Annotated in this window: 12 protein-coding genes; 3 read left to right on the forward strand and 9 right to left on the reverse strand. The window is 62.1% G+C overall.

Going from position 1 to position 18,822, the window contains the following annotated elements; all coding sequences use genetic code 11:
- Positions 1-185 precede the first annotated feature (185 nt).
- Positions 186-1,139, reverse strand: coding sequence for a ribosome small subunit-dependent GTPase A (gene rsgA, locus DW029_RS04045; protein ID WP_199582536.1), 954 nt, complete (start codon positions 1,137-1,139; stop codon positions 186-188).
- A 471-nt stretch (positions 1,140-1,610) separates the two neighbouring features.
- The gene (locus DW029_RS04050; protein ID WP_118345352.1) at positions 1,611-4,292 is read right to left on the reverse strand and encodes a cation-translocating P-type ATPase; all 2,682 of its coding nucleotides are present in this window, start codon (positions 4,290-4,292) and stop codon (positions 1,611-1,613) included.
- 441 nt (positions 4,293-4,733) lie between these two features.
- On the opposite strand from DW029_RS04050, the gene pyk reads away from it, so the two are divergent.
- Both pyk and DW029_RS04060 read left to right on the forward strand, forming a co-directional pair.
- Positions 4,734-6,194, forward strand: a complete 1,461-nt coding sequence (gene pyk, locus DW029_RS04055) for a pyruvate kinase (RefSeq protein WP_089572705.1) — start codon at positions 4,734-4,736, stop codon at positions 6,192-6,194.
- Positions 6,195-6,719: 525 nt separating this feature from the next.
- Positions 6,720-7,688: an endonuclease domain-containing protein gene (locus DW029_RS04060; protein ID WP_233543793.1), complete on the forward strand. Its 969-nt coding sequence runs from the start codon at positions 6,720-6,722 to the stop codon at positions 7,686-7,688.
- Here DW029_RS04060 and DW029_RS04065 read toward each other — a convergent pair.
- The 6 genes from DW029_RS04065 to pheS form a co-directional block, all read right to left on the reverse strand.
- On the reverse strand, positions 7,685-8,533 hold the full coding sequence (locus DW029_RS04065) for a hypothetical protein (RefSeq protein WP_118345353.1): 849 nt from the start codon (positions 8,531-8,533) through the stop codon (positions 7,685-7,687). The genes DW029_RS04060 and DW029_RS04065 overlap by 4 nt on opposite strands.
- Before the next feature lie 80 nt (positions 8,534-8,613).
- On the reverse strand, positions 8,614-9,381 hold the full coding sequence (locus DW029_RS04070) for an energy-coupling factor ABC transporter ATP-binding protein (protein ID WP_118345354.1): 768 nt from the start codon (positions 9,379-9,381) through the stop codon (positions 8,614-8,616).
- A gap of 44 nt (positions 9,382-9,425) precedes the next feature.
- Positions 9,426-10,262, reverse strand: coding sequence for an energy-coupling factor transporter transmembrane protein EcfT (locus DW029_RS04075; RefSeq protein WP_118345355.1), 837 nt, complete (start codon positions 10,260-10,262; stop codon positions 9,426-9,428).
- The gene (gene cbiM / locus DW029_RS04080; RefSeq protein ID WP_117743140.1) at positions 10,240-11,322 is read right to left on the reverse strand and encodes a cobalt transporter CbiM; all 1,083 of its coding nucleotides are present in this window, start codon (positions 11,320-11,322) and stop codon (positions 10,240-10,242) included. The genes DW029_RS04075 and cbiM overlap by 23 nt, the downstream gene beginning before the upstream one ends.
- Before the next feature lie 167 nt (positions 11,323-11,489).
- The gene (pheT, locus tag DW029_RS04085; RefSeq protein WP_118098062.1) at positions 11,490-13,943 is read right to left on the reverse strand and encodes a phenylalanine--tRNA ligase subunit beta; all 2,454 of its coding nucleotides are present in this window, start codon (positions 13,941-13,943) and stop codon (positions 11,490-11,492) included.
- Positions 13,944-14,103: 160 nt separating this feature from the next.
- Positions 14,104-15,180, reverse strand: a complete 1,077-nt coding sequence (gene pheS, locus DW029_RS04090; RefSeq protein WP_117794012.1) for a phenylalanine--tRNA ligase subunit alpha — start codon at positions 15,178-15,180, stop codon at positions 14,104-14,106.
- A gap of 505 nt (positions 15,181-15,685) precedes the next feature.
- Here pheS and DW029_RS04095 point away from each other — a divergent pair.
- The gene (locus tag DW029_RS04095; RefSeq protein ID WP_118345356.1) at positions 15,686-17,260 is read left to right on the forward strand and encodes a carboxypeptidase M32; all 1,575 of its coding nucleotides are present in this window, start codon (positions 15,686-15,688) and stop codon (positions 17,258-17,260) included.
- A 215-nt stretch (positions 17,261-17,475) separates the two neighbouring features.
- On the opposite strand, the gene glmM is transcribed toward DW029_RS04095, so the two are convergent.
- Positions 17,476-18,807: a phosphoglucosamine mutase gene (glmM, locus tag DW029_RS04100; RefSeq protein ID WP_118345357.1), complete on the reverse strand. Its 1,332-nt coding sequence runs from the start codon at positions 18,805-18,807 to the stop codon at positions 17,476-17,478.
- Positions 18,808-18,822: the final 15 nt, after the last annotated feature.

Consider the following 18,822-nt stretch of genomic DNA (forward strand, 5'->3'; position numbering starts at 1 on the left):
AAGCGGCGCAATCGCGATCTTGGTTTTCGATGTCAAACCAATCGCTGACCAAAAACTGACCAGCCCGTCAAGCTCGTGGCAAGGTTTTGGTCAGCACGTCAGCAAACTGCATGTTTCGAGGCTTTTCCACAGCAAAAAAGCCGTCTCCCGAACAGTTGGGAGACGGCTGTCATAGGAAAAATCAATTACAAATGGACATCGGGATCGAGCATTTGAGCGCTCACGCGCATGGATGACGCCAGGTTTTGGAACGTTTCCAGACGCAGGCCGTCGATCTGCCCGGCGTCCTCGGCCTCGCGAACGGCGCAACCCGGCTCATGGGTATGTGTGCAATCGCCAAACCGGCACGCTCGCGATGCCTCGACAATCTCGGGGAAGGCGCGCGCCAGACCCCGCTCGTGACCCACGAGCGGTAGGCTGCGCAGGCCCGGGGCATCGGCGATCACGCCGGCGTCGCCCGGCAGCGCCACCATCACGCGCGCAACGGTAGTGTGGCGGCCCTGATCGTCGCGTTCGCGCACACCGCCGGTCGCCAACGTATCGTGGCCCAGCAGTGCATTGAGCAGCGTCGACTTGCCGGCACCCGACTCGCCCAGAATCATGGCGCAGCTCCCAGCGGGCACGCAGGAACGGACCTCGTCCAGGCCGCGGCCCTCGGCAGAGGACGTCACGATCACGCGCACGTCCGGACCCACCAGGCGGCGCACGCGGTCCAGATCGCGCTCGAGCTCCTCGGCATCGCAGCGGTCAGCTTTGGTGAGCACCACCACCGGCTCGGCATCGCAGTCGAGCGCCAACACCAGCGAGCGCGCCACGCGGTCGAGCAGCACCTCGCCAGCACCGAGCGCCTGCACGATTAGCACGCTATCCACGTTGGAGCAGAGCACCTGGCGCTCTCCGCGGGCACGGCCGCGCCAACGTTCAAAGCTCGTATGGCGCGGCAGCACGCACTCAATCACGCCCATATCGTGCCCGGGAGCGCGGCGCACCGCCACACGGTCGCCCACGGCAGGCAGCAGGACCTCGTCCTCGCCGCGCGACTTGGCAAACCCCACGGCATGCTCGGCGCGAAAGGTGTCGTCGGCAGCAGCCACCAGCGGAAACCCGCGATCCAAGCGCACCACGGCGCCAAGCTGCATCTGCTCGGGCTCCTCGGCATGTGCGCAGAAATCATCAAAGGCAGTCTGCTGGGCTTCATCGACCGGCAGGTCATCAAACGCCGGAACGTCCTGCAGCGCGTCGAGTCCCGGCACGCTTGCCAGCAGCTCCTCAGCAGATGCGGGAGCCTCGGTCGCGAGCTTCCGGCGACGATCGCGCTTAGCCCGCGCCCCCGTCGTCTTTTTCTTCGCTTTAGCCTTAGCTTTGCCCACAGATTCCTCCCAGCACAAAACCACACAACTGAGCAGGTATTTTAAAACAAAAAGAGCTGGCCGGGCAAAGCCCGACCAGCTCACAAACTTTCCCTCAGCTTATGGTCCTGAGAGGTTATCCGAAGGCCCACCCGCCGGGAGGGGTTTCCCAAGGGCACATCCCGCAGCCGCAAAGCGGCGAGGACGTGCCCGTGGAAACCCCGCAGGCGGTCGGGCCGGTGGGAAGGATAGCCTTTCGACCTACTCCTTCTCCACGGCGCGCATGATCGCCTTGTAGATCTCCATCAGCGGAATGATCAGGAAGGCAAGGCCCAGCGCGGCGATAACACCCTTGAGCTCGAGCGTCACGGGACCAAAGAACATCTCGGCAAGCGTCGGCTGCACGGTTACGATCACCGTCAGTACCAGCGCCAGCGCGGCGGAGGCCCACAGCCACTTGTTCTGCTTCTTCATGGTGAACAGCGACGCACGACGGCTGCGCATATTGAAGCAGTGGAAGATCTCGACCATATTGAGCGTGATGAACGCCATCATCACGCCTTCCTCGTCGGCATTGCCTGCGATCATATCGGCGATGTGGATGTAGCCCATGTCAAAGTACACGCCCACAAAGAAGCTCGCCAGCACCAGCACGGTAATGATCAGGCCCTGGACCACGCAGTCCAGGCCCATATTGCCGGCAAAGACGCCGTCCTTGGCGTTGCGCGGCTTGCGCTTCATGATGTCGCCCTCGGCGTCCTCCATGCCCAGCGCGAGCGCGGGGAAGCAGTCGGTGACCAGGTTCACCCACAGCAGCTGCACCGGCTGAAAGATGGTAAAGCCGATGAGCGTGGCGATGAACACCGAGAAGACCTCGGCAAGGTTGGCCGAAAGCAGGAACTGGATGACCTTGCGGATGTTGTCGTAGATACGACGGCCCTCTTCGCAGGCACCGATGATGGTGGCGAAGTTGTCGTCGGCAAGCACCATGTCGGCAACGTTCTTGGTAACGTCGGTGCCGGTGATGCCCATGCCAACGCCGATGTCGGCGCGTTTGATGGACGGGGCATCGTTGACGCCGTCGCCCGTCATGGCCACGATCTGGTCGCGCGACTTCCAAGCCTCTACGATACGGGTCTTGTGCTCGGGCTGGACGCGGGCGTACACGCCGTAGTCCTCGATATGCGCGTCGAGCTCCTCGTCGCTCATGCGATCGAGGTCGGCACCGGTGATGGCATGGCTGCGATCGGTGACGATTCCCAGCTGCTTGGCAATGGCCACGGCGGTATCGATATGGTCGCCCGTGATCATCACGGTGCGAATACCGGCATCGTGGGCCTCGCGGATGGCGTCGGCGACCTCGGGGCGGACAGGGTCAATCATGCCGGACAGGCCGCAGAAGACCAGGTCATGCTCGAGCGCAGCGGGACTGCAGTCGGCGGGAACCTCGGTGTAGGTGCGGCTCGCCAGCGCCAGCACGCGCAGGGCCTCGTCGGCCATGGCTTTGTTGGCCGCCACGAGCTCGGCACGACGCTCCTCGGTCAGGGGGACGACCTTATCGCCCTCGTAGATGTGGGTGCACAGGCCGATCACCACGTCGGGCGCGCCCTTGGTGTACTGCTCATACTCGCCGTCCAGGGTCTCGACGACCACGGACATCATCTTACGACCCGAGTCGAACGGGGCCTCGCCCACACGCGGATGCTCGGCAGTCAGGCCGGTGAGGCCCGCCTTGCCGGCGTCGTTGACAAGCGCGCACTCGGTCGGCTCGCCCACGGCCTCGCCTAAATCCTCGTCCCACTGGGCATCGGAGCACAGCGCCATACCGGCCAGGAACTTCTCCTTAGGCGCAGCAAGCTCGTGCTTGACGACGGTCATCTTGTTTTGAGTAAGGGTACCGGTCTTGTCGGAGCAGATGGTCTGCGTGCAGCCGAGGGTCTCGACGGCAGAAAGCTTGCGGATAATCGCCTGGCGCTTGGCCATCTTGGTCACGCCAAGCGACAGCACGATGGTCACAACGGCGACCAGGCCCTCGGGGATGGCAGCGACGGCGAGCGAGACGGCGACCATAAAGGTGTCGAGCAAAGCGGTCGGGTCGGTAAGGACGTTGCCCACGCCGTGGCGGAGGATATCGACGCCAAAGATGACGACGCAGATGACGATAACCATGATGGTAAGGATGCGGCTGAGCTCGGCGAGCTTCACCTGCAGCGGCGTGAGCTCTTCCTTAGCCTCGGCCAGGGCGCCGGCAATCTTGCCCATCTCGGTGTTCATACCGGTGCCGACCACGACGGCGCGGCCACGGCCGTACACAACGGTGGAGCCCATGTAGCACATGTTCTTGCGGTCGCCGAGCGGCACGTCATCGGTGCCCGCAGCAAGCTCGATCACGTTGGCGTGCTTCTCGACCGGCACGGACTCGCCGGTGAGTGCGGCCTCTTCGATCTTCATCGTGGCGCTCTCGAGCACGCGGCAGTCGGCCGGGACGGAGTCGCCCGCCTCGAGCATGATCACGTCACCGGGCACGAGCTCGGCGCTCGGCAGGTGCACGAGCTTGCCGTCGCGCAGTACCTTGGACTGCGCCGCGCTCATCTCTTGCAGGGCTTCGAGGGCCTCCTCGCTCTTGGCCTCTTGGACTACGCCCAGCACCGAGTTGACGATAACGACGAACATGATGATGGCGACATCAGCAAAGTCGGGCTCGCCCTTGACCATGCCCGTGAGCGCGCTGATAACCGCGGCCGCGATCAACATGATGACCATGGGGTCGGCCATCTGCTCAAAGAAACGCTTCCAAAGCGGCGTTTTCTCGGCTTCCTCAAGCTTGTTAGGGCCTGTCTTGGCAAGACGCGACGACGCCTCGCCGTTGCTCAGGCCGAGGTTCTCATCGACACCTTGGTCGCTGAGCACCTCCGCCGCGGCGGACAGGTATTCCTTTTGCATATAGAGTCCCCTCCTGGGATTCGGGCCACTCAGCAGATTGATGCCCGATCATAATTCCCAGGAGAAGGGCAAGGGCTCATCAAGGCTGCCGTGCTGAGCGGCAGTTGATAGTGGAGCTATGGTACCCCAAAGCGACGCGTCTAGCCAAAACATTCCATCTGGAAACACGGCACAGGCGCAACGGTGCAGACAGTGTGATGCTCGAGATTGATAAAACGTTTTTTCTTCAGCGCATCGGCAAACTGAAATATCGCCCAGATAGCAGCGGTAAGACCGCTTGGTAAAAGTTTTTCTTTAGTCTTTTTTGACTAAAAGATGAACTTCTAAATCGGCGTACGGTCGATTTTTTGGGGTATTCGGTCGTCATTTCGTTATAATCAACTCAGTTTTATTTCTTATGGTTTATCTATCAGCGCAAGACGATGTCAGATGGAGGTCTGAATGTACAAGCGCACTAAGATTGTATGCACCATGGGTCCCGCCTGCGATAGCGACGAGACCATCCGCGAGATGATCAAGGCGGGCATGAACGTCGCCCGTTTCAACTTCTCGCACGGCTCTTACGACGAGCACCACGGTCGCATCGAGCGCGTCCGTCGTATTTCCAAGGAGCTCGGTCTGCCCGTCGGCATCCTGCTCGACACCAAGGGCCCAGAAGTCCGCACCGGCCTTCTGGTCGACGGCAAGAAGGTTGCCGTCAAGACCGGCGACAAGATCGTCGTCACCGCTCAGCCCACGTCCGAGGATTTCCACGGCACCGCTGAGCACATCTCCCTCGACTACCTGGCTCTGCCCTCCGAGGTCGAGAAGGGCTCCCTCATCCTGATTGACGACGGCCTGGTTGCCCTCGAGGTCGAGTCCGTCGACGGTCAGGACATGACCTGCGTCGTCAAGAACGACGGCCTGATCGGCGAGCGCAAGGGCGTCAACATGCCCAACGTCAACATCTCGCTGCCCGCCATCACCGAGCGCGATCGTCAGGACATTCTCTTTGGCCTGACCGAGAACATCGACTACATCGCCGCTTCCTTCATCCGTGACGGCGAGTCCGTCCGTGGCATCCGCAAGCTTTGCCGCGAGAACGGTGGCGAGCACGTGACGATCTTCCCGAAGATCGAGTGCGCCCTTGGCGTCGAGAACTTCGACGAGATCCTCGAGGCTTCCGACGGCATCATGGTCGCCCGTGGCGACCTGGGCATCGAGATCAAGCCCGAGCTCGTTCCCCACATCCAGAAGGAGATCATCGCCAAGTGCAACGCGGCCTACAAGCCCGTCATCACCGCTACGCAGATGCTCGACTCCATGCAGCAGAACCCGCGCCCGACGCGCGCCGAGGTTGCCGACGTTGCTAACGCCATTTACGACGGCACCGACGCCGTCATGCTGTCCGGCGAGTCCGCTGCCGGTAAGTACCCGGTCGAGGCCGTTAAGATGCAGGCCAGCATCGCTCTCGAGACCGAGAAGTACCTCCCGGCCCACGCTCCGCTCGAGGTTCCGGCTGACGCTCACGGCACCCGCGTCGTCAACAACGTTGTGGGTATGTCCGCTGTGAACATGGCCACCACCGTTGGCGCCAAGTGCATCACCGTGCCGACGACCACCGGTCGTACCGCTCGCCTGATCTCACACTTCCGTCCCAACATGCCGATCTGCGCGTTCTCCCGCCACGAGTGGGCCGTCCAGCAGATGATCATGTACTGGGGCGTCATCCCGCACCAGGCAGAGATTACCCAGGGCACCGTCAACGGCACGATCGTCAAGGCGATCGAGACCGCCAAGGAGCTCGGCTACGTCGAGGCCGGCGATCTGACCGTCGCCACCGCCGGCGATCCCCGCATGAGCGTCCAGCTCGAGGACAAGGTTTCCTCGACCAACGTCGCTTACGTCGCTCAGGTGCGCTAAATCGCACTTGCAAGCAGATTTGCATTGCAAAGGGCCCGGAAGGCTTCGCCTTCCGGGCCCTTTTTCTGTGTGCCAATACCTGCACACGGCAAAACACGCACTCATTTCTTTACCAAAAGCGCGAAATCCACCCTTCAGGGCCCAAATAATAAAGTCCCAAGCGCTAAAAGTGTTCGCCCGGTGGCAAACCCACACCTTAACCGACGCTGCTAAATCGTTTTAGCAAGGTCAAAAATGACTATGTTTTCGGAAGTGCGGGGAAAAATTGCTCACCCCCAAGCACAAGCCCTTTTATTTCAACAAAACCCCTGATAAAGTTGGCTCAAATACTCCTTGTGCTTTGCCTGCTTCTCTTTTTCCCCGCACTTCCGAAACCGATAGCCTTTCTAGCCCAAACAACGCTCAAACGATCGGATTGCTATGTCATTTCTCGCTTGCGGACCCTCGGCTTTCCAGTACTATCGCATCCCGCCCCAGATACTGGGACTCTATCCGGCAATCCTGCCGCCCGACCATGACCATCGCTTGGTGCATTACTCAAAACAGCCAGTATTTGAGGATCTACTCGACAAGCCGGTCTGGAGATTCGTGGGCGAAAAGGGTCGCCGCGCGAACGGCAAGCTTTTTCGCAGCCGCCTGCTGACCCAGGAACCACCTCCCGGGTCGTTTAGGCAAACTGAACATGGATTTGATGTCACATCGCCCGAGTTCACACTGCTCAACCTTGCTACGCAGGTCTCACGCAACCAGCTGCTCATGGCGTGTTATGAGATGTGCAGCTCATTTGCAGTATTTACGCCCTGCGAGCGTGCGCAAAAGCAACTTGATGAGGCAATATCCCTTAAGCTCATTCCACCCGACTGTGGCTGGGAGCGCGTTGTTGACACCAAGGGCAATGGCACCAATTTGTGGAAACGCGCGCCGCTCCTCAGCGCGGCGGATATCGCCGCGTTCGCCAAGCAGGCCGCAGGCCTGCGCGGCGTCAAGCAACTCCGTTGGGCCGCCAAACGCATGACAGGACAGACTGCCTCACCCTTCGAGGTCCAAACATCCATGCTCATCTCACTCCCCCGCGACGAAGGCGGCCTGGGCATAGACATCACCAATAACGCGCGCATCCCGCTCAGCGAAGCCGCACGTTCGCTGTATGACAAAACCTGCTGTTACGCCGACATCCTCATCGAAAGTTTCACCGACAGCATGGGTGTCATTCTGGAATGCCAAGGCCGCTCCGCTCATGACAGCGAAGCCGCGAGCCTCTCCGATGCCGAGCGCGCCACCGCACTCACAAGCATGGGCTACGACGTCATCCAACTTACCTATGACCAGATTAAGGATAAGAAGAGCTTCGACCACATAGCCGAGCTCATCCATAAAAAGGCTGGGCTTCCCTACACCCCAAAGACCAAACAGGAGTGCGACGCCGAAGATGCCCTGCGGCAAAAGCTATTTGTCGATTGGGACGAGCTGTTCACTACCGGGCCGGCCAGCTAGCAGCTAGCAATCAGGGGCAGTGCGGGTGTGCCGGGAGCGGCTACGCGCTCGGCAAAGCCTGCCTCGGTTAGCTCGATGACCTCGGTAAACGTTGCATCGAAAAATTCCTCGGTTAGCAGGCGATACGGCGGATGATCGGGCTCACCGGGGTTTTCGCGTACAATCTCGTGCATGACGCCGATAGTCTTGAGCACATACTCCTTATGGATGGGATACTGCCCAAAACGCGTCGCCGCGGTATACAGGCGATTGGTCGCACGCGGAATCGAAACAATGCCCAGCGTCTTGCCAAACCAGTCAAAGTCGCCTTGCTTTTTAATGCGGAACTCCTCACACGGCTTGCCGCCGTGCGCCTCCAGATACTGGTTCACACGCGTGTTCCATACCGTGTCGGCCACCAGATGCGACCAGACGCCCAGCGTTAAATCGAGCAGCGACTGCGCCACATCTTCGGACGCAAGCGAGAACTCACTAGCGCCGGGACCGGCAACCGGCTCGGCATACTTGTAGCGCTGGGGATAGTGCACGCGGTTCAGTCGCTCGCGTTCCTCGACAATCGACGTCGCCGCAGCCGGCGCACCTATCGGCATACCCTTGAGCAGCGGCGCCACATAAGTGTCCCAAAACTCCTGCTCACGCGGCTTGGGGATAGGCTCGGGCTTGGCAAAGTGCGTAATGCGGTACGGGATGGGATCGGCGATGCCAGGGACCATATAGCCCACGAAGATATCCGGAACCACGCAGCCAAACAAAAAGGCATTGCGGTCGCGCACACTATCGGCAAGCACACTGGTGCGATCCAGCAAACGCTCCGTCTGAGCGATATGAATGTTCCAGCTTGGCATAGCCACCCCCATAAAAAACCTGGATAACTATACCATCACGGCAAAGCCGCGCAGGCGGCTACGCACGCTTTACGCAGCAACTAGTCCGTAGCACCGCTTTCGGTTCCATACGACGGCGAAGGCGCCTCGACCACATGGTGATATCGATCGATATAGATGGCGCGGGCACCCAGGCGTCGCACCAGATCCTGGTGATGCGTACTCATCAAGACCGTCTTACCCGCCGCGACGTAGGCCAGCAAGAAGTTGACCACGATGTCGCATGAATCTTCGTCGAGTCCATTGGTAGGTTCATCAAGGACCAAGATATCCGGGTTCATCGACACGACGGCCGCCAGCGCCACACGCTTCTTTTGCCCGCCCGAGAGCTGATAGGGAGAGGCGTCGGCAAGGTCGGCAACCTGGAACAGCCCCATGGCATCGCGCACGCGGCGCTCGAGCTCGTCTGCCGGCAGCCCCATCTGGGCGGGGCCAAACGCGACCTCCTCGCCAACCGTGGCGCAAAAGAGCTGCGCATCGGCATTCTGGAACACAAAGCCCACGCGCTGATGGAACCGCTGGGCCGTCGCGGAATCCTTGAGATATGCCGCATCGACCGCATGCCCGTCGAACAGGTACGCACCCGCGTCCGCGAGTTCAAGACCGTTAATAAGGCGCATGATCGTCGTCTTGCCGCAGCCATTCGGACCAAGCAGGGCAACGAGCTCGCCACGATCGACCTGCAGCGACACACCATCGACAACCGTATGCCCCGCATAGGAAAACACCACGTCGCGTAGCTCGATGAGCGGCGCGACCTCGGCGCCCGCACCGTTCGTGCCCGCCGCATTATTCATATCGATCGTCAAAACGCCGCCCTTCCCTACTCACATCGACAGTTCGACCGTCCGCGCTACAACACCGCGCACAACACGACGAGCAACGCCACAACGGCCGCGTAAACGGCATCGCGCCAGCCAAACCCGGCGCGCGCGGGCGCCGGATACGCACCGGCAAAGCCGCGACAAAGCATAGCCTCGTCCATCGCGCGGCTGCATTCCATCGCCTTGATAAACGTCATGCCCATGATACCCGCCAGCGAGTCGGTGCGCGAAAAACCCGCAGGCGCGGATCCGACGCTGCGCAGCATGACCGATTCGCACAGATCGTGCGCCGTGAGTCCCAGCACCTCGATATGCTTGAGCGCCATATCAAACGTAAAGATAACTTCGTCGGGCAGATGCAGCATCTTGAGCGCCGCCGACATGCGGCTCCAGGTAAGCGTCCACGAAACGCCCAGTACCAGCGACACATTAATGAAGGTCTTGAGCGCGATCTTGAGCATGGCGCCCGTGGCAGAAGCGCCCAGCAGCAGAGCAGGCAGCGCCAGAACCACTGCGAGTCCCGCGGCGCCGAGCGCCGGCACAAAGGTCGCGCGCAGCCCGCGTACAGGGCGCACGGCAACGAGCACCAGCGCGATAGCCGCCATCAACATGAGATACAGCGGGCTTTGCGTCAGACACACGCACAGGACGCAAACGAACATCCCCACCAGGCGCACCGGAGCCGAAACGCAAGAAAGGGCGCGGTCGACCATCGACCCGCCCTCGTGCGCACCTCCACCCAGGCGAACCCGCTCAAGCAGGCTCGCCAGGTGCAGGACATTCTTTTGCATCACACGATGCCGAGCCCCCACGGGCTCGTAACGCTGCTCGACCGTAAGCCAGCTAGGCAGCTCGGCTATTGCCATGAGCACCGCTTTCCTTGACCGTCAGCGAGACCAGGCGGAATGCGATGGTAAGCACCGCCACGCCAATCACGCCCGAAAGGATATACATCGCGGCCTGGCCGGCAAAGCCAAGGCCCTGCTCCTCGGAATAGACCTGCAGGTAGTCGCCCGTGGGCAGCGCATCGGCAAAGGTCGGAGCATCGAGGCCGACCGAAGCCTGCAGACTGTCGTCACCAGCCTCCTGAACGGCGGTCGCGGCGCCCTCAGCGTCCCACTCGCCCCAGGCGTCACCCGTGGCCAAAAGGCCCAGCGGCGTGGCCAATACAAGTACGGCGACCAGAATGAGCGTGGGGATTAGGGAAGTCTTCTTGGCGGTACCATCGGCGGCAAGCTGGCCATCGACGGCCTCGGGCCCGACGATAATGCTCGGCGCCGTCTTCTTAATGAAACCGTAGATGGCGGCCGTCGCCACGCCCTCGATCACGCCGGCAACCAGCATATGCGGAATCAACATAGCCGGAATAGCCACGGACAGTGGGAAGGGGCAGTACAGCGGCGCGCCCGAAACGTTGGTAAAGAGCATCGGCTGAATACCAAACTCGATTGCCGCGCACAGGGCCGCCAGGCACAGGCCGACCCAACCGCTCACGACGGCAGAAACCGAGGTGCCCCAGCTCTTGTCGTGCAGACGACTGTTGAGCGCACCGAACACGATAGCAGCGACAAACGGCAGCACAAAGGCCATGTTAAAGCAGTTGGCGCCAAACGACAGAACGCCGCCGTCGCCAAACAGCAGCGCCTGCAGCGCCAGCGCGACCGAAACCGCGATGGCAGCGGCCTCGGGACCCAGCAGCAGTGCGATGAGCGCACCGCCGACGGCGTGACCCGTGGTGCCGCCGGGCAGCGGCACGTTGAACATCATGAGCAAAAAGGAGAACGCGGCGCAGATGCCCAGAAAAGCCATGTGCTCGCGATCGAGCGTGGCGCGCACCTTCTTGATGCAGTGAACCCAAACGGGCACCATCGCCACCGCCATGACGGCATCGGTCTGCGGGGACAGATAATTATCTGGAATGTGCATGTATGCCTCCCGATTGTCGGCACGCAATCGCAGCGCCGTTTGAATCACCTTGATAGTGTTACGTATTGATAGATTCGTAACACGCCGCCGGCTATCATAGCAAACGGCGCACTGCCAACAAAGCAGTGCGCCGTTTTGCAATACATTCGTCACAGACGCAAGCGATCTTAGCCGCGGACCTCGCCGTTTACGCCCTTGCACACCTTGGTGACGATCTTCTGGTGCGCCTTCTCGACCTCTTCGCTGGTGAGCGTGTGATCGTCGGAGCGATACGTAAGCGCAAAGGCCATGGACTTCTTGCCCTTGCCAATGCGGACCGGATCGCGGTAGACATCGAACAGGCGCACGCCCTCGAGCAGCTTGCCGCCGGCACTGGTAATACGGCGCTCGAGGTCCTCGCAGGTCACGGAGTTGTCGACCACGATTGCAAGGTCGTGCTCAACAGCCGGGTACTGCGAGAACTCACGGTAGTTCTCCTGGTTGCGGGCACCCTTGATCAGCTTGTCCAGATCGAGCTCAAAGGCAACGACGACCTCATCTATGCCGCAGGCCTCGCGCGCCTCGGGGTGAATCTCGCCGACCCAGCCCAGCACGGTACCGCCAGACAGAACCTCGGCCGCACGGCCCGGCTGCAAGAAGGCGTAGCCCTCGCCCTCGGCGGGACGGAAGCGCACCTTCTCGATGCGCAGCTGAGCGAGCAACTCCTCGACAATGCCCTTACCAAAGAAGAAGCGCAGCTTGCGATACTTCATGTTCCAGGACTGCTCACTCCACTGGCCCGAGAGCACACCCGCCACGGACTTGGTCTCCTTGGGCAGGCTGGCGTTCTCGCGGCCGTGGAACAGGCTGCCGACCTCGTACAGGTGCACGTTGGGCGTGCCGTGGGCCTCGTTGTAGGCCACAGACTGCAGCAGACCCGGCAGCAGCGAGCGGCGCATCTCGGTCTGCTCGGCCACCAGCGGGTTCATGAGCACCACGGGGCAGCCGCGGCCCTCGGTGGACATGCCAATCTTCTCCAGGTCGCCCGGGGCGGCAAAGCCAAAAGTCGTGGTCTCGTTGAGGCCGCAGGCGCGCAGGATCTCGCCAACCTTGCGGGTGAGCTTCTGCTCGCGGGTCAGGCCGCCGATGTGGTTCTTGGCAGCCGGGATGGTCGCCGTCACGCGGCCCATGCCCCACAGGCGCAGGACCTCCTCGATCAGATCGATCTCGCGCGGCAGGTCAGGGCGGAAGCTCGGCGGGGTAACCATAAAGTCCTCGCCGTCGCGCTCGACGGTGCAGCCCAGGCGGGTGAGCGAGCGCTCGATAAAGTCGGGCTCGATGTCGGCGCCGCAGATGGCGTGCACGCGGGCCAGGCGCAGCTTAATGCTGTCGATGGTCTTGGGCGCGGGGAAAACGTCGACGTAGCCGGGAGCGACCTCGCCGCCGGCGATCTGCTCGATGAGCGCGCAGGTAACGTTGGCGACATCCACGCAGCCGGTCTCGTCGACCTGGCGCTCAAAGCGGATGGAGGCATCGGAGATCAGCGACAGGTCGCGGCTGGTGTGCGAGGTGCGGCCGGCGTTGAAGCAGGCGCTCTCGACCATCACGTCGACGGTGTCGTCCTCGATCTCGGAATCCATGCCGCCCATAACGCCGGCCAGCGCCACGGGACGCTCGCCGTCGGTGATGAGGCCCATGCCGGCGTCGAGCGTGCGCTCCTCGCCGTCGAGGGTCGTGAACTTCTCGTCCTGCCGGGCGGCGCGAACCACCACGCGGCGATGGCCCTCGCGCTCGGCAAAGGTTGACAGGTCAAAGGCGTGCAGCGGCTGACCGGTGAGCATCATCACGTAGTTGGTGATGTCGACGATGTTGTTGTGCGGACGCACGCCCAGGGCGTTGAGGCGCTTGACCATCCAGTCGGGCGACGGGCCGACCTTCACGTTGCGCACGATGCGGGCGACATAGCGGTCGCACAGGCCCTCGTCGGCAATCTCGACCGAAAGCTCGTCGTCGGTCGCGCGGCCGGTCTCGGCCTTGATGGCGGGCAGCTCAACGTGAAAATCGCGGTCGAAGATGGCACCGGTCTCGCGGGCCATGCCGATCATGGACAGGCAGTCGGGGCGGTTGGGCGTGATCTCGCAGTCGAGCACGGTATCGCTCGAGCCCACATACTCGGCAAACGGCATGCCGCAGGGCGTATCCTCAGGCAGAATCATAATGCCGGAGTGGTCGCCGCCCAGACCGAGCTCGCGCGCGGAGCAGTTCATGCCCATGGACACGACGCCGCGGAGCTTGCTCTTCTTGATCTTGACGTCGCCGGGCAGAACTGCGCCGATCATGGCCGTGACGATGTGGTCGCCGGCCTCGAAGTTCTGCGCGCCGCAGACAATCTGCAGCGGGGCGGGATTGCCGTCGGCGTCGAGGTTCTTGTCACCCACGTCAACCGAGCACACATACATATGGTCGCTATCGGGGTGCGGGGTCTTGGTGAGCACCTTGGCGGTCACCACGTGGTCGAAGGACTCGCCCACGGTGTCAATCGCCTCAACCTCGGTGCCGGTGCGGATATACTCGTCCGAAAGGGTCTTAGGATCTTCCGGAATATCGATCATGGTCTTGAGCCAGTCGTAAGAAACGCGCATCTAACTGGTCTCCTTTCATAAATGCGGCTTTGAGCCAAAAACTGCAACGGAGACGGGTTTTCCAAGTGCCGCAGATTGCCTTGAAAGAGGAGGGCCGCGTACTTAGGTACGCAACCGACGATTGAAAGGCAAGGTGCGGTGCTTGGGAAAGCCGCCGGGCCTAGAACTGATTTAAGAAGCGCATATCGCCCGTCATGAGCGTTCTGAGGTCGGGCAGGTCGTAGCGCAGGGCCGCGACGCGCTCGGCGCCAATGCCAAAGGCGAAGCCGGTGTACTTCTCGGGGTCGATGCCGCAGTTGATGAGCACGTTGGGATCGACCATGCCGCAGCCCAGGATCTCGATCCAGCCGCTGTGCTTGCAGAAGTTGCAGCCCTTGCCGCCGCACACGTGGCAGCTCACGTCCACCTCGCAGGAAGGCTCGGTGAAGGGGAAGAAGTGCGGGCGGTAGCGCGTCTTGCGGTCCTCGCCAAACATGCACTTAACAAAGTAGTCGAGCGTGCCCTTGAGGTCGCCAAAGGTGATGTCCTCGTCGACGACCAGGCCCTCGATCTGGTTGAACTGCGGCAGGTGGCAGGCGTCGGCCGTGTCGGGACGATAGACGGTGCCCGGGCAGATCATGTAGATGGGCGGCTTTTGCGACTCCATGGTGTGGATCTGCACGCCCGAGGTCTGGGTGCGCAGCAGTACGTCGGACTCGCCATGGGCGTGAGCCTCGGGGTGCGCGACGCTGCCGGGGTTGTTGTCGACCACGTAGAAGGTATCGCGGGCCGAGCGGCTCGGGTGATCCATGGGCGCGTTGAGCGCGGTGAAGTTGTAGTAGGAGGTATCGACCATGGGGCCGGACTCGACGGTGTAGCCGATGCCGCAGAAGATGTCCTCGGCCTCCTCGATGATCTGCTTGATCAGGTGCTGGTGACCGATTTGCGGACGGATGCCCGGCAGCGTAATGTCGACGGCCTCGTGCTCGAGTGCGTGCTTGAGGGCGGCGGCCTTCATCTCGGTGGTGCGCTCGTCGAGCATGCCCTCGATCAGCTGGCGCATCTCGTTGGCGCGCTTGCCCATGACGGGACGATCCTCGGGAGCGAGCTTGCCCATCATACGCATCAGGCCGGTGATGCGGCCCTTGCGGCCGAGCAGCTCAACGCGCGCAGCCTCGAGCTTTGCGGCGTCGTCGGCGCCTGCGACGAGCTCCTTGGCCTCTTCCTCGAGTTTGACCAGATCATCAATCAGACTCATGTCTTCCCTTTCGTCTCTCGCGTATCCGCGCTCCGGGACGGCTGACGCCACCCGATGCTGCGGATGCGCGGCCCGGTTCGGTAACAAAAAAAACCGCCCTCGGGCATGTGCATTGCCCAAGGACGGTTAAATTCCGCGGTACCACCTTGTTTGACCCGGCGGATGTCTGGCCCGCCGCGCCCACTCTGCGCCTCTTGTCGCGAGGCTCACGGCTTCCCTACTGGGGCTTTGCTGCCACTGGCCGCGCGCCCGTTGAGGTCGCTGCTCGGGAGTGAACGCTTGGCCCTTGCCACCGCAGGAAGGCTTGCAGCCCATGACCTTCCCTCTCTTGCCGGCGACACGGCGGGCAAAACCCTCTCCGTCAACGCATTGGGCTATAGGATAACACATTTCGCGAACGCATCGCCGCGTTCCGTTTTGTTCGCGCTGGGTACAAAGCAGGTAGCTGTGCAAACTGGCCGTGCACCCGCCTGCGGTGCTCGGCCTGCGAGATTAAGGATACGATATGGGAAAGAAACTCGATAAGAAGGCCAAGCCCGCAGCGGGCAAGACGCCTAAAGGCATGAAGGTCGACAAGGCCGTCAAAAAGTTCCGCAAACTCGAAGGCAAGCTGTGGACTCGCGAGTACCTGCTCAAGATTGCCGAGTTCGATGGAGCGACGATTGCTCCTGCCAACGGCGCTGCCGCCCGTGCCGACGCCATGGGTACGCTTGCCGGCGAGCATCACAAGCTGCTGACCAGCGAGAAATCCGTTGAGCTCGTACGCTCGTTAGCGCGCGAGACGGTTGCAGGCGGACATGTAGACGACCCGCAGCTGCTCGACGAGATCCGCGTGCTCGGCCGCGACCAGCGCGAAGCGAGCGTTGTCCCTACCGAGGAGGCCGAGGCCTGGACCAGGCTCACCTGCGAGGCCGACGCCGTGTGGCACAAGGCCAAGACGGCCAATGACTGGGCGAGCTTTGAGCCCTATGTGGACAAGATTGTGGGCCAGCTCAAGCATCAGGCCGAGCTTATGGACCCCAAGCGCGACCCATACGACGTTTGGCTCGACCAGTACGAGCGCGGCCTTTCCGCCAAGAGCTTCGATGCATTTTGTGACGAGGTCAAGGCCACGGTCGTGCCGCTCGTGCACGCCATCGGCGAGCGCGGCCAGCAGCCGGCCGCCGACTTTTTGCACGCCCACGTGCCCGAGGCTGCTCAGCGTGCCATGAGCTTCGACCTGATGAAGCTTGTCGGCCTGAACCTGGACGACACCACGCTTGCCTTTACCGAGCACCCGTTTAGCGAGGGTTTTGCCGTGGGTGACGCGCGCATCGCGACGCACATCTACGAGGACGATTGTATCTCCAATGTCTACAGCATCATCCACGAGGCGGGACACGCCATGTACGAGCTGGGCGTGAACCCCGCCTATGCGCGCACGTGCCTGGAGGGCGGCACCTCTATGGGCATCCACGAGAGCCAAAGCCGATTCTTCGAGAACACCGTGGGCCGCAGCCGCGCCTTTATGGGGCCGCTGCTCGAGGTACTGCGCCGCCACGCGCCCGAGGTCTATGGCAGCGTGGACGAAGACACGCTCTACCGCGCCGTGAACATCGCGCAGCCGTCGCTGGTCCGCACCGAGGCCGACGAGCTCACCTATCCGCTGCATATTATGGTGCGCTACGAGATCGAGCGCATGCTGTTTGCCGGCGAGGCCACGGCCAAGGACATCCCCGCGCTTTGGAATCGCTTTATGGACGAGTACCTGGGCATTCCCGTTCCCGACGACACGCACGGCTGCCTGCAGGATACGCACTGGAGCGGTGGCTCGTTTGGCTACTTCCCCACCTATGCGCTGGGCAGCGCCTACGACGCCATGTTTGTGCCGGCCATGTGCCGCGACGGCGTCGACCTTACCGATGCCTGCGCGAGCGGTGATCTGGCGCCCGTCCGCGCCTGGCTGGGCGAGCACATTTGGCAGTGGGGCCGCGCCAAAGACGCGCCGGAGCTCATCAAGGGCGCCTGCGGCATGGCATTCGATGCTCGTTACTACTGCAGCTACCTGCAGGACAAGTTCACCACGCTCTACGAGCTGTAAAGCTTAGGCGACACGCCAACGCAAAGGGGCGCCGCAGGATCTATCCGCGGCGCCCCTTTTCCACCTAAGCCAGAGACCCGGCACTTGGGGACGCTCCTTTTATGCCGGCACAATAGGAACGTCCCCAAGTGCCGGAAAATGAAATTGAACGTCAGATTGCCGCTTGGAGCCGTTTGCAGCGTCGATCGGTTACGCGGTTTGGTAAAAGCGCGTAACTAAAGGGCTTCGAGTGCGGCGGCGATGCGCTTCATGGCGGCGTCGGCGGCCGGTTGGTCCGGAGCCTCAGCCAGCACGCGAATCACCGATTCGGTTCCGCTCTTGCGCACCAGCACGCGGCCCTCGCCCGCCAGTGCGGCCTCGGCCTCGGCGATGGCGGCCTGCACGCCCATGTTGTCCAGTGCGGCGTCCTTGTCGGTCACGCGCACGGCGACCTGCGCCTGCGGCAGCAGCTTGCACGGAGCCGTGAGCTGCGAGAGCGTCTCGCGCTCGGCACGAATCACTTCCATCACGCGCAGCGAGGTCATAATGCCGTCGCCCGTGCGCTCGATATCGCCAAAGATCGTATGACCCGTCTGCTCGCCGCCCAAGCTGTAGCCGCCCTCGCGCATCTTGGCATACACGTGACGGTCGCCCACGCCGCTAGTCACGGCGCTCAGGCCGGCAAGTTCCAGCGATTTAATCAGGCCAAAGTTGCTGGCGATCGTCGGCACCACGGTACCGCCCGAGAGGCGCCCGTGCTTGTTCAGGTACACACCGCACACGTACAGGATCTGGTCGCCGTCGACCACGCGACCGCGCTCGTCCACGGCCAGGCAGCGGTCGGCATCACCGTCGTAGGCAAAGCCCACGTCCAGGCCCTGCTCCACCACGTGGCGCTGCAGGCGCTCCATATGCGTGGAGCCACAGTCGACGTTGATGTTAAAGCCATCGGGCGCAGCATTGATCACGCGCACGTCGGCACCCAGCGCGTCGAACACCGGCTTGGCGACCGAGGAAGCCGAGCCGTTGGCACAGTCGAGACCGATCTTGACGCCCTGCAGCGAAAAGTTCGCGCTTGCAATGAGCGAGGCAATATAGCGGTTGCGACCCTGCATGTAGTCGACCGTGGCACCGATGTGGTTGCCCGTGGCCAGCGGCACCTCGCTCTTGTCATCGATGTAATCCTCGATGAGCTCCAGTACGTCCTCGTCCATCTTAAAGCCGTCGCTGTTGACGAGCTTAATGCCGTTATCGCAAAACGGGTTGTGGCTCGCACTGATCATGATGCCGCAATCGAAGCAGCCCTCCACGGCCTGATGCGCCACGCCCGGAGTGGGGATCACGTGCAGCATGTAGGCGTCCGCGCCGCTCGCGACCAGGCCGCTCACCAGCGCCGCCTCGAACATATAGCTCGAGCGACGCGTATCCTTGCCCACGATCACGCGCGCCTTGGCCCCGCGGTTGGCGCCGTAATACCAGCCCACAAAGCGGCCGATCTTATAAGCGTGCTCTACCGTCAGCCCAACGTTGGCCTCGCCGCGAAAGCCGTCGGTGCCAAAGTACTTCATAAGAGATCCTCCCTA

The organism is Collinsella sp. AF38-3AC (assembly GCF_003474365.1).
Lineage (GTDB): Bacteria > Actinomycetota > Coriobacteriia > Coriobacteriales > Coriobacteriaceae > Collinsella.

What these genes read in the sequence shown, in the direction of transcription:
- DW029_RS04065 (WP_118345353.1), bottom strand. Translation starts at nt 8,533, where the DNA reads ATGCCAAGCTGGAACATTCATATCGCTCAGACGGAGCGTTTGCTGGAT.
- DW029_RS04095 (WP_118345356.1), top strand. Translation starts at nt 15,686, where the DNA reads ATGGGAAAGAAACTCGATAAGAAGGCCAAGCCCGCAGCGGGCAAGACG.
- rsgA (WP_199582536.1), bottom strand. Translation starts at nt 1,139, where the DNA reads ATGCAGCTTGGCGCCGTGGTGCGCTTGGATCGCGGGTTTCCGCTGGTG.
- pheT (WP_118098062.1), bottom strand. Translation starts at nt 13,943, where the DNA reads ATGCGCGTTTCTTACGACTGGCTCAAGACCATGATCGATATTCCGGAA.
- glmM (WP_118345357.1), bottom strand. Translation starts at nt 18,807, where the DNA reads ATGAAGTACTTTGGCACCGACGGCTTTCGCGGCGAGGCCAACGTTGGG.
- pheS (WP_117794012.1), bottom strand. Translation starts at nt 15,180, where the DNA reads ATGAGTCTGATTGATGATCTGGTCAAACTCGAGGAAGAGGCCAAGGAG.
- DW029_RS04075 (WP_118345355.1), bottom strand. Translation starts at nt 10,262, where the DNA reads ATGGCAATAGCCGAGCTGCCTAGCTGGCTTACGGTCGAGCAGCGTTAC.
- cbiM (WP_117743140.1), bottom strand. Translation starts at nt 11,322, where the DNA reads ATGCACATTCCAGATAATTATCTGTCCCCGCAGACCGATGCCGTCATG.
- DW029_RS04050 (WP_118345352.1), bottom strand. Translation starts at nt 4,292, where the DNA reads ATGCAAAAGGAATACCTGTCCGCCGCGGCGGAGGTGCTCAGCGACCAA.
- pyk (WP_089572705.1), top strand. Translation starts at nt 4,734, where the DNA reads ATGTACAAGCGCACTAAGATTGTATGCACCATGGGTCCCGCCTGCGAT.